Annotated in this window: 11 protein-coding genes, 1 other RNA gene and 1 pseudogene; 8 read left to right on the top strand and 5 right to left on the bottom strand. The window is 45.9% G+C overall.

Annotation, left to right across the window (positions count from 1 at the left end; all coding sequences use genetic code 11):
* Positions 1-31 precede the first annotated feature (31 nt).
* The 5 genes from secG to ssrA all read left to right on the top strand — a co-directional run bounded on the left by secG (position 32) and on the right by ssrA (position 5,271).
* Entirely contained in the window at positions 32-268 is a 237-nt protein-coding gene (secG, locus tag AC58QC_RS19980) for a preprotein translocase subunit SecG (protein ID WP_056611230.1), read from the top strand.
* An 82-nt stretch (positions 269-350) separates the two neighbouring features.
* On the top strand, positions 351-1,151 hold the full coding sequence (locus tag AC58QC_RS19975) for an alpha/beta hydrolase (RefSeq protein ID WP_497416886.1): 801 nt from the start codon (positions 351-353) through the stop codon (positions 1,149-1,151).
* A gap of 27 nt (positions 1,152-1,178) precedes the next feature.
* Positions 1,179-4,163, top strand: a complete 2,985-nt coding sequence (gene rnr, locus AC58QC_RS19970; protein ID WP_497416850.1) for a ribonuclease R — start codon at positions 1,179-1,181, stop codon at positions 4,161-4,163.
* Positions 4,164-4,259: 96 nt separating this feature from the next.
* A complete protein-coding gene (gene smpB, locus AC58QC_RS19965; protein ID WP_497349404.1) occupies positions 4,260-4,742 on the top strand; it encodes an SsrA-binding protein SmpB in 483 nt (160 codons plus the stop codon).
* Between the two features lie 164 nt (positions 4,743-4,906).
* Positions 4,907-5,271: a transfer-messenger RNA gene (gene ssrA / locus AC58QC_RS19960) on the top strand.
* 168 nt (positions 5,272-5,439) lie between these two features.
* Here the strand turns inward: ssrA and AC58QC_RS19955 are convergent.
* Positions 5,440-5,745: pseudogene (locus AC58QC_RS19955) on the bottom strand (DUF8487 domain-containing protein); the annotation flags it as partial.
* Positions 5,746-5,797: 52 nt separating this feature from the next.
* Positions 5,798-6,631: a helix-turn-helix domain-containing protein gene (locus tag AC58QC_RS19950; protein ID WP_497416849.1), complete on the bottom strand. Its 834-nt coding sequence runs from the start codon at positions 6,629-6,631 to the stop codon at positions 5,798-5,800.
* A 159-nt stretch (positions 6,632-6,790) separates the two neighbouring features.
* On the opposite strand from AC58QC_RS19950, the gene AC58QC_RS19945 reads away from it, so the two are divergent.
* On the top strand, positions 6,791-8,446 hold the full coding sequence (locus AC58QC_RS19945) for an acyltransferase (RefSeq protein ID WP_497416848.1): 1,656 nt from the start codon (positions 6,791-6,793) through the stop codon (positions 8,444-8,446).
* Positions 8,447-8,715: 269 nt separating this feature from the next.
* Positions 8,716-10,476 (top strand): hypothetical protein, encoded by a 1,761-nt coding sequence (locus AC58QC_RS19940; protein ID WP_497416847.1) that lies wholly within the window; start codon positions 8,716-8,718, stop codon positions 10,474-10,476.
* Between the two features lie 2 nt (positions 10,477-10,478).
* Here the strand turns inward: AC58QC_RS19940 and AC58QC_RS19935 are convergent, their stop codons facing one another.
* Positions 10,479-10,640, bottom strand: coding sequence for a hypothetical protein (locus AC58QC_RS19935; protein ID WP_497416846.1), 162 nt, complete (start codon positions 10,638-10,640; stop codon positions 10,479-10,481).
* Between the two features lie 63 nt (positions 10,641-10,703).
* On the opposite strand from AC58QC_RS19935, the gene AC58QC_RS19930 reads away from it, so the two are divergent.
* Positions 10,704-14,357, top strand: a complete 3,654-nt coding sequence (locus AC58QC_RS19930; protein WP_497416845.1) for a P-loop NTPase — start codon at positions 10,704-10,706, stop codon at positions 14,355-14,357.
* Between the two features lie 301 nt (positions 14,358-14,658).
* Here the strand turns inward: AC58QC_RS19930 and AC58QC_RS19925 are convergent, their stop codons facing one another.
* Both AC58QC_RS19925 and AC58QC_RS19920 read right to left on the bottom strand, forming a co-directional pair.
* Entirely contained in the window at positions 14,659-14,718 is a 60-nt protein-coding gene (locus tag AC58QC_RS19925) for a CHRD domain-containing protein (protein WP_497416885.1), read from the bottom strand.
* 106 nt (positions 14,719-14,824) lie between these two features.
* Positions 14,825-15,001: a CHRD domain-containing protein gene (locus AC58QC_RS19920; protein ID WP_497416884.1), complete on the bottom strand. Its 177-nt coding sequence runs from the start codon at positions 14,999-15,001 to the stop codon at positions 14,825-14,827.
* Positions 15,002-15,256 lie beyond the last annotated feature (255 nt).

Raw genomic sequence — 15,256 nt, 5'->3', positions numbered from 1 at the left:
AAGGCAAAGAATAGGCAATTGGGGTGCTAATATGTTAATCTTTATGAAAATTTTGTTAATCATAGCTTCGGTTGGATTAATCGCGATTGTCCTTTTACAAAAAGGGAAAAGCGCAGGCTTGTCCGGTGCCATTTCCGGTGGCGCAGAACACTTATTTGGTAAACAAAAAGCTCGTGGTTTGGAACTATTTTTGTCGCGCGCAACAATGGGTCTTGCTGCTGCATTCTTTATTCTTTCCATTGTCGTAGCCTACGTAGTGAAAAGCTAACACACATAAAACGATAACAGCAGGGGAACTATACTCCTGCTGTTTTTTCATTTTTGTACAAGTGTTGGTGAAAGGATGAGTCATCATTATCGAAGAACGGATTTATAAGTCGACAGAGCCCTTCTATTGGAAAGGTCATGGCGAGAAGCAAGGAACTGGCATTTTGATGATTCATGGCTTCACAGGCTCTCCATCGGAATTCAGAAGAATTGGCTACACCTTGCGAGATGAGGGGTACACGATTCAAGCGGTCAGATTGCCAGGGCATGGCACTTCGCCTGAGGATATGAGACGCACCGGATGGACGGATTGGTATGGGCATGTGCTGGAGAGTTACGATGAGCTTGCCGCTCGTTGTAAGCGAGTTGTTATCATGGGACATTCCATGGGCGGACTGCTCGCTTTGAAGTTGGGGGGAGAACGCGCTGCGGCGGGCATCATCTCACTGGCTACACCATTTTTCTTTACGACAAGGAAATTGGCGCTAGCTGGGGTTATGCAGTATGTAATGCCATACATAAAGAAGAAACCCAAGAAGATCTCCACATTGTTAGACGAGTCATGTGCATATACCAAAACGCCGATTCGCTGTGTCGTCAGCTTAAGAAAGCTAGTTAAGGAAGTAAAGAAGTTGCTGCCGCGGGTTGATGCCCCGATCTGGATCGGGCAAGGAATTAAGGATGGAGTCGTCCATCCTAGCAGCGCTGCGTTTATACAGAATAGCGTAGGATCACAGGTATCGGAACTGCGTTTTTATAAGGAATCCTCCCATGGTTTATTGCTGGATCAAGAGCGGGAGCAGATTTATGCGGATATTTCTGCGTTTATCCTTTCGCTGCAAGTGGCATACTATGGAGTAAGGGACTTGAGAACGGCGGACTAGAACAACAACAAGAAGGTGAATGGATTTATGATAAAAGAGAATGAAATTGTAAGTTTAATGCAAGAAGAGGCGTATAAGCCTATGTCCTATAAAGAGCTTGAGAAGCATTTTGGGATTGGAAGCGCAAATGAGTTTAAAGATTTTATCAAAATGCTTAATAAATTAGAAGAAAGCGGCCATATTGTAAGGAGCCCCAATGATCGTTATGGCGTTCCGGAACGTATGAATTTGGTGCGAGGCAAGTTGCAGGCCCATGCGAAGGGCTTTGCGTTCTTAATCCCTGAAGACCGCGAGCACCCAGACGTGTACATTAATGCAAACGACCTGAATACGGCGATGAACGGTGATATTGTTTTCGTAAAGGTTACAGCGCGAAGCCAAGGCGGCGGCCGTCTAGAGGGCGAAGTTGTGCGTGTTATCACGCGGGCAAATACGCAAGTTGTGGGTGTTTTCCAAAGCCAAGAAACGTACGCCTTCGTCATTGCAGATGATAAAAGGATGAATCGTGATATTTTCATTCCGCAGCATGCTTTTATGGGAGCCGTCTCGGGCCAGAAGGTTGTTGTGAAGATCGTGAACTATCCAGAAGGCCGTTCCGCGGCAGAAGGTGAAGTTATTGAGATTCTGGGTCATAAGGATGATCCGGGTGTAGATATTTTGGCCATTATACGAAAACATCAATTGCCTGAGGCTTTCCAACCGGAAGTTCTGGCGGAAGCAGACGCGGCACCAGATTCGATTACGGAAGAAGAGATCATCGGCCAAGGTCGTCGTGATCTTCGTGCGAAAACCATTGTGACGATCGACGGTGAAGATGCCAAGGATTTGGATGATGCTGTTAATGTGGAGCTTTTGGAGAATGGCAACGTTCGACTTGGCGTGCATATTGCCGATGTGAGCTACTACGTGCGGGAAGGTACCGCGCTTGATATTGAAGCGTATAACCGCGGATGCTCCGTATATTTGACCGATCGTGTGATTCCGATGCTGCCGCACCGTCTCTCCAACGGGATCTGTTCCTTGAACCCGCGTGTTGACCGCTTAACGATGTCTTGTGAGATGGAATTTGACCAGGATTTGAAGGTTGTTAATCATGAGATTTTCACCAGTGTGATCAAAACAAGTGAACGGATGACCTATACGAACGTACGCAAACTGCTGACAGGTGAGGCAGAGCCAGAAATCGTGGAGAAATATGCGTATTTGATGGAAGACTTCAAACGCATGGAAGAACTCGCAGCCAGGCTGCGTTCCAGACGGATGAAGCGTGGAGCGATTGATTTTGATTTTGAAGAGTCGAAAATCCTTGTAGATGCTGACGGTAAGCCTACCGATATTGTGAAAAGAGAGCGTTCTGTCGCGGAAATGATGATCGAAGAGTTCATGCTAGCCGCGAATGAGACCGTTGCGGAGCATTTCACTTGGCTAAAAGTTCCTTTCCTATATCGTGTGCATGAAGATCCGGATTCCGAGAAATTGATGAATTTCATGGAGTTTGTAACAACGTTCGGCTATACGATGCGGGGAGGCAAGGGAGGAGCGATCCATGCGCGTTCCTTGCAGGCGTTATTAGAAGATATCAAGGGATCACCAGAGGAAACGGTGATTAGCAAAGTGATGTTGCGCTCGATGAAGCAGGCTAAGTATGATGCGCAAAGCTTGGGACATTTCGGCCTTGCTGCGGAGTATTATTCTCATTTCACCTCACCGATTCGTCGATATCCGGATTTGATTATTCATCGTGTTATTCGTGAAGTGCTGGAGAATGGCGGTACGTTGTCTGATCAACGTCACGATTATTTGGCTTCGCGAATGAATGATATCGCGCAGCAATCCTCTGAACGGGAGCGTATTGCTGTTGATGCGGAGCGCGAGACAGAGGCGCTGAAGAAAGCACAGTATATGATGGATAAAGTCGGCGAAGAGTTCGAGGGTATTATCTCAAGCGTAACGGGCTTTGGAATGTTCATCGAGCTGGACAACACGGTAGAAGGCTTAATTCGTTTGAGTGATTTGACCGATGATTACTACAATCATCACGAGAAGCAGCATGCGTTAATTGGTGAACGCACATCCAAAATTTATCGACTCGGTGACAGCATCAAGGTGCGGGTCGCTCGCGTGAATATGGATGATCATACGATTGATTTTGAATTGCTGGATATGAAGCCTCGTAAAGAGGGTGGATATAGCCGCGGCGGTGGCGGTGGTGGTGGTGGTAAGTTCAACGGCGCAGGCGGGTTTAAAGGCTTCCGTGGCAAGTCGGATAACGGCAGATCTGATAAGGGTGGATCCGATAAAGGCCGAGGTAGAACGGAAAAAGGCAAGGGCGGTTACAAAGGGAAAGGCGGCTTTGCGAAGGCACAGCCTGTGGTTGGGCAAGGCGGGGTTGCGAATCAGGGCGATGCTGCTGGCAATCAAACGACAGGAAATCAAGGGAAAAAGCGGGGGCGTGCCGATAATGGTGCTGCTCGCCGGATTGAGATGGCAGCTCGCGGGAAATCTGAGGGTGCTGGTGCTGCAGAAGGAACGGCAGGAACAGAGCAAGGCCGTAGAAGATCCAGAGGCAGAGGTCAAGGCCAAGGCCAAGGACAAGGTAGAGCTGATGGCTTTGCTGGAGGCGATGGCAAAGCAGAGAATATTGCAGGTATTGGGGAAGGCCAAGGCGGGGCCTTCCAAGGAAATGCAGCAGGTCAAGGGAAGTCGCGCCGCGGCAAGGGTGGCAGTAAGCCTTGGAGCGACAAGCGCGGCAAAGGCGGTAAGATTGGCGAAGGCGGCAGCTTGAGCCAACGGTTGCAGGCAGTCGGCGCAGGGCGGACCGACAGCGGGGTTAGCCGCGGCGGCGAAGGCAAGCGCGGTGTTTCGCTTGGGGGCGAAGCCCAAGCGGGCGGTGGCGGTGGCGCTGCTGCGGAGCGCAGCGGCATGGATTGGGCGAGCGGCGTGAACGCGCTCGCCAAGGGCGGCCGTCGTCGGAGTGACGACGGCGATGGCAGCAAGAAGCGGCGGAGATAGTCGCCGGTTCTTGCTTTTCGGGCTTGATCTTGCTACAATAGGTTGCACATTGTAGCAAGATTTACCTGCATTTAGCGTGCGGGAGGAGGATCTCACGTGGCAACTAAGAAGGCCGATGGCAAACTACTCGCCCAGAATAAAAAGGCTTCACACGATTATTTCATTGAAGATACGTATGAATGCGGTCTTGTCCTGACCGGCACGGAGATCAAATCCTTACGGGCAGGTAAAGCCAACATCGGCGACAGCTTTTCGACGATTCGAAATGGCGAAGCTTTTGTACACAATATGCATATTAGTCCTTTCGATCAAGGCAATCGCAGCAATCCGGATGATCCAACTCGGACGCGGAAGTTGCTTCTGAAGAAGGTGCAAATCGCCAAAATGCTAGGCCAAGCGAAGCAAGAAGGGTATACACTCGTTCCTTTGAAAGTGTACATCCGGAACGGCTACGCCAAGCTTCTCATTGGCATTGGTAAAGGGAAGAAACAATACGACAAGCGTGAGTCCGCTGCTAAGAAAGACGCACAACGCGATATCCAACGTGCTTTGCGTGAGAAGCAGAAGATTGCTAGATAGCTTGGGAGTATTGGAAGGTAACACCTTGTCTTCCATGAATCTAGGGTTCATATTTCTATTACTTATGGTATACTAATAACTGTAACGAAGAGATTTCAAGTGTAACTTGGCTCTAATGCTTGTCCTTTAACCTTCACCGTCTATGGCGGTTCCGAAGGCAATCCGGGGGTGTTCTTGGATTCGACGGGGATAGTTTGAGCGCGGGTTGCGGGTAGTGGGGCCGCGTCCACTATAAAACGCTAAAGCCTATTAAATGGCAAAACACAAAACAACTACGCTTTAGCAGCTTAATAACCTGTTAGCGTGCTTCTACTCAGCATCGCCCATGTGACTGGGATAGGGGCTCAACTATAGTGGGATACGACGTTTGGTCTCCGCCTGGGGTCGAACGTAGGAAGACAATCAGGCTGACCCAACGCATAGCCGGTTACGGGGCGATGCTCGGGTGACATCAAAACTGTGACTACACCCGTAGATGCCTGTGTGGCAATATTTTCGGACAGGGGTTCGACTCCCCTCACCTCCATACAGAAAGAAAAAGCACCCGTTGAGGGTGCTTTTTTCTTTTGTAGGGGTGAAGGCAGGGAGAAGAACCCCTCGAGGGTTCAGTCCGCGCGGACCGGAGCGTGAGCAGAGGGAGCACGGCATTGAAATGTACCGCTAGGGTAGTCATCGGTGATTAGGCTTCGTTAGTAAGTTAAATGGACATTTCAATACTCCCCTCACCTCCATACAGAAAGAAAAAGCACCCGTTGAGGGTGCTTTTTTCTTTTGTATGGTTGAAGGCAGGGAGAAGAACCCCTCGAGGGTTCAGTCCGCGCGGACCGGAGCGTGAGCGTAGGGAGCTAGCTAAGTGGTAGCCCTTGTGTTGTAGCACAACGACGGTTACAGAAACTGATGGTTCAAACACTGCGGAATCCATATACGCCAATATACTATGGAAAAGTTGATTCGCTTCGGGACGATTCGTCTGCTTCAACAGGTCCATACTGCACACCAGTAGCTTTCCTTTGCCAAGCTAGGCTTCGAATACAAAGCCTAGCTGTTTACTGGCATTACACTCGGTGCTCTCTTTTATTTCGATATTGCTTTGGCGGTATCCCATTGGATTGCTTGAAGCTTTTGCTAAAATGAAACTCATCCGCATATCCGCAGTATTCAGCAATCTCTTTTACCGTCAGCTCTGTATAGCGTAATTGCTTTTTTGCATGTTCGTTACGTACATCTTTCAAGTAGTTTTTTGGGCTCTTCCCTGTATGTTTTTGGAAAAGACTGCGAAGATATGAAATTGAAATTTGGTATCGATCAGCTAGTTCATGTAATTTAATTTCTTCTTTGTAGTTCCTCTCCAATTCATCCTTTACTTTCAAATAAATGCCCATGGCAGATGTTTTGCTTATAAGGTTGGCGTTTCTATGTTTATGTAATTCACTCAGAATATTAAATAGTAATGATTTGGTCAGAAGCTCACTATCAAGTTGCCCAGGAACATATCGCTCCACTAACTCTTTGAATGCGAAGTCATATTTTTGGGCCATACTGTCCTCATATTTCATCATAAATGGCAAGTCTAATTCAGTAATTTCCGTTGCCTCATATGCTCCTTGAGCATTCAAGGTAACGGAAATAAGCGATAACAATACCATTGTTATTCGCAGTGGATCACTTCGATCACCCTCCATGACCATATCTAGACCTGGTTTTAGATATAACAACATGCCCGATTCAACCGAAATATCCTGTTCCGTTCGGAATGTCCCTTTCCCCTCATGAATCCAATAAAAGCTATGAACTCCAACGGTTTTCCGCACGTCATTCCAGCCAGGAAACGTCTGCTTGTCCATAATCCAATGAATCCGGATTGCCATATCACTTAACTTAGATTCCATATTGGCTCCCTATTGTCCAGTAAATTAGTGTTAGTCTGAGCATAGGATATAAAGGCGATTTTGACAAGTTTCATACGCTTAATTTCCATGTTTATGGATCTAACTTGATGATAAACTGAAGGTCAGTTTGACAAATGAGACCAATCCGGAGGAACTTACATGGAGCCGAATCAAGAAACCCGTCGTAAATTAGATTATATGCCTTGGATATCAAAAACCGAAATAGAGAGTCACGAGCAAGAACAATTACAACAACGTTTGGCAGAGTCTTTCTCCTATATCTTTGGTAACGATTGCTTCGTTTCACCACAGGCGATCTTTTATCCGGATGAAATTCACATGGGAGATCGTAGTTACATTGCTGGAGGAGCTATCATCCGTACTTCTTCCCTTAAGATGGGAGCGGATTGCAGCATTAACTCCTATGCAATTCTATCAGGTAAAGTCTCTATGGGCGACGGTGTAAGAATTGCATCGCATGCAAGTATTTATGGATTTAATCATGGTTACGAAGCCATTGACCAACCTATTTTCAAGCAACCTTGTACTTCGAAAGGTATTCGTATTGAAGATGATGTTTGGGTAGGAGCGAATGTGGTCATTCTCGATGGAGTACGAATTGGATCCCATTCCATTATTGCCGCAGGTGCTATCGTGACAAAGGATGTACCCGCATATAGTATCGTCGGGGGGAACCCAGCTAAGGTCATTCGCAGCAGGCTTAACAACGGAGGAGCATCGAATAAGGACAAACAACCGATCGAGCAAAGATTGCAGAATTTCGGTAATAAAGTGAAGGAGCAACTTGATTCCTTACTTAGTCACTACTTAGTTTCTACACCCAATGAAACATTTTTTCATGACCGTCCAGGATTTAAACGAACCGTACGAGCCTATTGTGATGCTGTTGAAATTGCAGCTATGTTTAACACACTACCACCAGATTGGAGTAAAGAGGAACTCATTGTAAAATTACAAGGTTTTCAAGATGTAAGTACTGGACTACTACCTGACCCTTGGTCACCGCCCGATGTTGTTTCGAATGAGCCGCATTTACTCTCTGACCATCTTTCTCGTTATCATTTGCTAGCGGTGGGATATGCATTAGAGCTCCTTGGTGCAAGCCTACTTCATCCCGTTTATGTCGTTGAAAAAATGAGCACAGAACAATTATATGCAAAATTGGACACTCTACCGTGGGACAAAGAGGCATGGCATTGCGGTGACTGGATTGACTGTTACGCAACTGGATTATACCTGAATCTTAAACATTTTGATTCAAAAAAACGGCCAGATGATCTGTTCGGATGGCTGCAGACTCATGTTAGTCGAACCTCAGGTTTGTGGGGATCACCAACTGATGAAGAAACTTGGCTCCAACCGGTTAACGGCTTCTACCGCTTAACACGCGCCACCTTCGCCCAGTTCGATATCCCGTTGCCCTACCCGGATAAGACAATAGACACCGTTCTAGCTCATAGTAGAAATCAACAATTTTTCCGCTTTGACCATCTGAACGCATGTAATGTACTCGACGTTATTCATCCATTATGGCTTTGTATCAAACAAACGGATTATCGCAAAGAGGAAATTAAAGAATGGGCAATGTGTCATCTGGAGAAGGTTCTGGATTTCTGGGTTGATGAACGTGGATTTAGTTTTCAACTAGTTAAGCAGGAATCAACAGGACTGCAAGGTACAGAAATGTGGCTTAGCATCATCTATTTACTAGCAGACGTATGCGGCATCAGCCAACATTTAGGATATCGACCTAAGGGCGTTCATCGAATAGAAGCTCCTATGCCTATATCCTAATAGCAGAATTCACCTCTAATAGAATGATTACGACATGTGATTTTATCCTCTAATTGAACTATGCTGCCCGTTAGTCGAGAGGGGTTCGACACGCTTGTAATCTAAACCAAGCTTCTTATCATTAATGCGTCAGTACAGATAGTTGCGTCTTGGTGACGCCTTGACGGTACTGACGCATTTTTTTCCTTCTAATCGAATATTAGTTTATTGAACTTAATTGTATCGGGATGAAAAAATAAGAAATACCGTTGTTGGGGCGGGAGGTTAATATGGGTCAGGATTCACCTAAGGAAGGAAGCTCGCGTTTGCTTAATTTGTTTTCCTTGCATAGTCATCATCGTTTACTTTTGATTTACGGGCTCATTCAGGTAGTGTTATGCATAATTATTTCCGCTTTTTTTGGATTAGCCGAAGAACGAATTTCCCTTTCATTATCGAGCGAGAATCATGAAATTAGTCACTCACCTGTAATTATCCTGCTGATCACAAATTTGTTAATCAGCGCAATAATCTATATCTTAGCGGGAGTAATGCGCTGTAAGATCTGGCTGCGGCTATGCTTAGTAGCAGTAATCTTGGGGATTCTTTTGGAATTGAGCTGGGAAATAAGGTGGGCACTTATTCCTTTATTGCTTGGATCTGGATACGTGTTATGGCGCGGAATAAAACCGAAGCCGCAATATCCTGGATATAAGGATGTTTTGATTATTTCCCTTAGCGTACTTGCTACTTGGTTCTTGGCTGCAGTATTCGAAATACGATTTCTAGGCTTGGGCAACTTTCGGGGGTTATACGCCCTCGGTACTCAGTTAATTGTACTAACTACTTTTTTGACAGTACCTCTACTATTGCTATCCGGATTGGATCTTGCAGAAGTATCCGAGACTATCTCCAGCAAGCTCAGTGCAACCATTACAAAAATAGGTGATCGAGCGGCTGTCATTGTTCTTTTGGCTGCTTCTTTAGTGAAAGTGGGGTTTTATGTTTGGAGGAGTTGGAAGGGTGAACTCATTCTGAATAGTAGTTGGATTGCCTTGGTTCTTTTCCTTATTGTTCTTATTTGTTTTGTTAAGTTCATCCCCAGACGAATACTTGATTTCTCGCCTCAATTTAAGCATTGGTTTTTCCTCGCTGGACTTATACTGCTTCTTCCCACTTTTGCGATCATTACTATAGGAATTACTGGTAGACCTATCGATGGGAGAATAATAGGAGAGATTCTCCTAGGTTCCATAGGTCCAATTTGGCTTATTTCGGCTGCAGTGCTGTCACTTTTTTCAAAAGCATATGATTTTGCATTCTTTGCAGCACTATCCGGAAGCTGGATACTACTAAGCATAGGCATTGCACCCTTAAGTCAACTGGTGTTGGGACATCAGTGGCAGGGCGTTGGTTTACGAGAGTTGGACGCCGGAATGGCGGTCCTCTTCGCCATATGGAGTATTTATCTATTCATTAAACGACAAACTTCAAGATTTATATCGCTTGCGCTTATAGCGACTTTCTTTTTTAGTTGTGGATTTATTCTAGATCAACTGATGAACCAACATATTGCCGTTGCTGATGTTTACTTGTTTCTACAGGCGACGATTTATCTTTTTATTCGTCAGTTTATGATCAAGACGAAGCACGCATGGCCGGGGTATCTTCTATTGCTTTTGGTAGCTGGTATCGTGGTTCAGAACGTGTGGAACTTGAGCATTCCAGATGATATGGCGAATCTGATTGAAAAATTGGTCATTGCGGTAGCTCTTTTATGGGACCTCTTATTATCTGAAGAGCGTATGGGGGGAGCTGAATCGGTAGGACGGTTTGATCGAGTGGGACGGCTTTTCCTCTATTGGGGATATGTTACATGGTTTGTTGCCCAACAACTATTTTTTACCCAAGCTGGTGAAGCAAGCGAGTCGATGGCACTTGAACCATTAATTAGTTTGGGGTTTGTGATTTTTGGCATGCCGCGCGTCATTCATTTGTTTATATCAGAAATTCATCATTTATCCTATTCCAAATTATCAGAAGATAGGTGATTTCATAAAATATCCGGGGATCCCATCACGCGGCGGCGAATTGTGGATTTGGCAAGCCACGGCTTACCTCCATACAGAAAGAAAAAGCATCCGTTGAGGGTGCTTTTTTCTTTTTCAAGATCATATGGGGTGAACCTTTTCATAAATGACGCAAGTAATCCCATGCTAATAGGGGGGCTCCTTTATGGAAGAGCAATATTAGGTTACATCTGGCCAACATACAAAAAATGGTGGATAATGGTTATGAAACCGAACGTCTATTTACAAGGTGTTGCATTGGGGGGAGCGAAATGTCTATTACAGTTACGCTTATAGTCGGCAAAATATTGGAGAAAGTCACAGACAAAGTGGTTGAAAAATTCACTGGGGAGCCGGTTTCCGAATTTTTGTCTGAGAAGCTGACAGCTAATCGCCGAGCACGCGTGTTGAATGAACAACATTTTATGAATCATGATATTGCAAGAGCTTTATGCCGCTCTTATTATAAGGCCCTATTAAGAATAACAAGCGAGTTGAGAAGCAGCGTGGCATCCAATGGGGGTGAGTATCGTGACCCGTATCTGCCAGGGATGCTCGAAGATCAAGCGGCGCGTCTTCAGCGATGTCTGAGGGAAATCGAGACTGACCCGAATCCAGGGTTCCCAATCCGCTCGCTCGAGGGGATCGGTACTCTAATTAAGCCAGATGCAGATCTTCTTGCAAGTATTCAGGTTGAAAATGTGCTTACAGAGTTGCCTTCCCACTTGACGATCGATTCGCCGGAATACCGAGAAGCGGTAAGGGCAAGGTGCTTCGATTATACAACTCGATTCTTCGCTGGCGAGATTAAGGATAATCAGCAGGTCGCGAATAAACTGCATGCTGAGTATATCGTTGATACAAGGGTTACCCTTCAGCATTTAATGGATACGTGTGATTCTCTTTATCAAAAGTTAGATGGCATCCGGGAAATTGCTGTTGGCATTCAGGGCGAACTTAAGGATGGCGTTGCGCTCCTTGACGGGAAGTTAACGGACATTAAGGATATGTTGGTCGATAGGTACGAGCGTGATCAGCGTTCCGCCGATGATTGGCGGCAAATCACGGACGATTTATTGGACGCACCTTCGCCGGAGCTGATCCAAGCTTACTACGAGGGACGACCTGTGCAGTGGAATCTCGTATGCCATGGATATACTGCCGAGCGCGCACTTACGCAAGAGATTATCGCACATCTCAAGCCAAGTTTCTTCCAAGCGGCTCTCATCACCGGTCCAGGCGGCGAAGGGAAGACTACAATCATGTATCAGGTTGCGCTTGCACTGCGAGAGCAGGGTTATTCGATCTATGAGTTCAACAAAGAATGGAACGAAGAATCCAACATCCGTAGTAATAAGGTTGAATTGCGATTCGACCCGAAGACGCCTTCCGTCTTTCTGATTGATGATGCATCCGAAGTCACGAACTTTGGAGTTGTGTTTCGGTTTTTCATTAATTGCAAGGTGCCGATCAAACTACTAATGACAGCCAGAATAAACGAATGGCTTTCCGCAAGTAATGGTAGTGCAATTAAGCTGTCTAATGAGTACATGCGCTACATGAGGGAGTTCCCTATAAAGAAATTGGCAAGAAGCGAGGCACAAGGCATCGCGGAACTCCTAGTTCAGAACGGGGCGGTAGCCGAGCAGGCAAGTGTAGCCGAGGTGTCGGAAGGGCTGTATCGGGACACGAATGGTTTTTTGCTAGCCGGCATGTTGAAGACAACGCAGGGGAAGGATCTCGAGACCATTATTCGGACCGTAATGGATAAGATTAAAGGCTTCGAAAATGGTGATAACATGATCAACGCGTTAGCGGTAGTGTCGTTGATCGAGACCATCGGAGCCAGGAAGAATAGAGCCTACGCCTGCACAACCCGGCTCTTCTCAAAGATCCTCGGCGTTGATGAACGCGATATTCCGAAGTATAAAAAGGCTTTGTCGGGTGAAGTATTTTTTGAGACGTTGAAGGACACGATTAGCACTCGACACGAACGAATCTCAACGATTATGTATGAGATCTTACTAGAATCATCCGACAAGTACGAGGTAGATGTAGGTTATATCTACAAGCGGTTGCTGTATGCAGCAGGTGAAATCTCTATCCTTCAACTGGACAGCTTCGAGTCGAAACTTCTATCATTACTTCCCGAATACATCTATGAGACGAAAGGATATGAAACGGCCATTGGATATTATGAAGTTGCCTTACGACAGAATCTGCTTAGACTGAAGTCTTGGACTGATTATATCAAGGTTCAACTGAAAAATAAGCTTATTGGTGATACCGATACGCCGGGAAGTGCCGTGCAACTGTGTCATGAAGCATGCAATCGATACTTTAAGCATAATGCAGGGCTGTGGTACCGCTGGGCGGATATCGAGCAGAATCGAAATAATATTGGAGACAGAAATACACCTTACACTGCCGCTTGGATAGCCAAAGAAGGCGCAATACTTAATCCGAATGCAGGTCTGCTCTGGTGTCTCTGGGCGAAATTCGAGGAAATGCGCGAGAACAAAGGGGCTATTTATACACCGAACAGCGCTAGGTGGATTTTATATACATACTTGACAAGCGGCAACCATGATCAGAACGTCTATGCGTTCTGGCTTCACATGGAGCGGCAAAGTGATAATTTCGGTTCCGTAGAGCAACTGTACTCAGCACGATGGATCGCCGCCCAGATGACGACTCACTTCCCCAGCAATCCGGAGAGCTGGGATACCTGGTGCGAAATAGAGGCGAAGTTAGATAATATTGGAAGCATCGAGATACCTAACAGCGCGCGTTGGATTGCTAAAAAGGGGGCGACGCTAAACCCGAGTTCCGGCCAATTGTGGAGTCTATGGGCTCAATTTGAATGGATGAGCGGCAATGAAGGGGCAGTGGACCGAGAGAATACTGCGCGATGGATATTGAAAACCTTTTGCGATAATGGCCATCATGATCAGAACGTTTATGGATATTGGTTACGCATGGAGCGAGAGAGCGGCAATATTGGCTCTGTGGAGGAACCGTATACAGCGCGATGGATTGCCTGTCAGTTCACCTCACAATGTCCCCGGTATGCAGAGGGGTGGATCGCCTGGAGTCAGTTTGAACAAGGGCAGCAAAACATTGGCAGTGTTCATCAACAGTATTCCGCCGTATGGCTGCTCAAGGAAGGAATTGACCATAACCACAAGAACGGCGAGATCTGGAAAGAATGGGGTGTGTTGGAGTGGACAAGGGGTACAATCGGAGATATAAACACGCCACATACCGCACGTTGGATCTTCGCTCAAGCTACCAAGGAGTTGCCGAGGTACCATACTTTATGGGAAGAGTGGGCGCGTTTAGAGTTGTCTCTTGGGGACCCTGGCCGTTTAGATATCCCCAATACGCCGAGATGGATTGCCGAACAAGCGACAAATTTTATTCCGGACTCCTCTTCCGGGTGGATTCTTCGCGCCCAGATTGAGATCGATCAAGGCAATTACGGTTCAATCAATGAGCCCTACTCCGCATGGTGGCTTTTCTTTCAAGGCGCCCAGAAGAACGGTTATAGCACCATCGCTTCACGTTGGGCCAAGATGGAATATGAGAGAGGTAATTCCGGCGATCTGCATACGATGTATACAGGCAGGTGGATTTTATGGACAGCAATTCAAGAAGACCATGAGAACACCAATAACTGGCTTAGGTTTCTCTCCCAGGAGTATGATAACGGCAATATAGGCAGCGTCGACGAATCGCCCAGTGCGTTATGGGTCTTTGATCAGTGGTTTAAAAGGCATCCGCCTGTTGCCAATTTTACATTTGATTATGTAGATGGATTCGAGAAAGTCAAACAGCTCTATTTTATAAATCGTAAGCAGTAAAACTTGGGGTATGGAGTTACAAGGCGCTATGGCCATATTCACGGTTAATCTAAAGAGAATATTGAAGTTAATGCAGTAAGAAAGCAAACTATACAGGCCTGCTTAGAGAATGAAAAGACCACCCTCACCCCCGAAAAACTGGGAATGATGGTGGTCTTTTTAAGTTTGCGGCTACCTGCTCTAGCGGACGAATGGGAGAAAACGGACGTGTGGAAAACGCTAAAAGCCGTGAAGCAAAATCATGTGTAAAGATCGATGGTTCGGTTGCTTTTGGATACGGTCCGATTAGCAGAGTGAATCTTTAGCGAGTGACTTGGCCGCGAATTTCACCATCAGGATTTTGATGAGTATGGACATTCACGTAGGCATTGCCGTTTTCGAACTCGCGTACCAAATCTTGGAGGGATCTTCCTCTAAGTGGACCAACTAAATCTGCACTCGTCAGGATACCTCGAACGACTCCTCTTCTAACAGTTATACCAAATTTGATGGACCAAATAGGAAAGCAATAACGGAACCATTTGACTTGCTCGTCCAAGATGAATATGTCCTTGCGTTACACGAGTAATATTTCGTACAACAAGAATATAACTGTGTTGGTTCCCTCTGTTGTTCAGCTGTAATAAGGCATTTCCACTGGCTATAGTTCGTACAGGGGGAACCTCATTTCGACCTCTTAAGATTGCCCGGAATGTTTTGATAAGCCACCAATCCCCTTGACTAGTATTACTACTATTTATTCGAATCTAGTAGAACGGTACGTTTAATGCCTAATAGGAACCGAAAAATATGAAAATAGTTTCGATGTTACATATAAATTGTGTGTCAGAATGACTCTCTTTGCAAGATAGCTGCCTCTGTCAAATCATTATAGATTTACATATTCTATCAATGATAAA

The organism is Paenibacillus sp. J22P51 (assembly GCF_059692215.1).
Note: the sequence above shows the minus strand (reverse complement) of the source record. Positions and strands in the feature narration are given on the sequence as shown.